This is a genomic window from Lactobacillus sp. UMNPBX12, assembly GCF_002553955.1.
GTDB lineage: Bacteria > Bacillota > Bacilli > Lactobacillales > Lactobacillaceae > Lactobacillus > Lactobacillus crispatus.
Map to the genome: position 1 here is coordinate 1 of NZ_PCYY01000086.1, position 360 is coordinate 360.

At 37.8% G+C, this 360-nt stretch carries 1 protein-coding gene; it reads right to left on the reverse strand.

The annotated features are described in order from the left end of the window. The coding region (locus tag CP363_RS10600; RefSeq protein WP_143468731.1) for a beta-propeller fold lactonase family protein at positions 1 to 360 on the reverse strand (360 nt) is incomplete at both ends.

The window sequence follows — 360 nt, forward strand, 5'->3', positions numbered from 1 at the left end:
GAGTAAAGTGAATATGAGCAGCATCCTGAACAGCTTTTGGTCCCCGTCCTTCTATTGGGTAACGATGTGATTCAATAAATTGATAGTTATCGTCAAGTTTCCAAGTATGGATAGCATTGGTGTTATAGTTAGCAGCAAAAACCATTTTACGCTTATCGTCAAGGTAAACATATGATGGTACAGTGTATTTCAAATCATTCCGGTAGTAAAGGTGATCAAAATAGTTATAGGCTTCATAACTACCCTTAACAGACTGATCGAGCATTGATTCAGAAATTAATTGACCTTTACCAGTATGTGGATCAACATCAATTATTCCAACTCCGCCGGTCTTATCATCCTTAGTCATTACCACGGCAA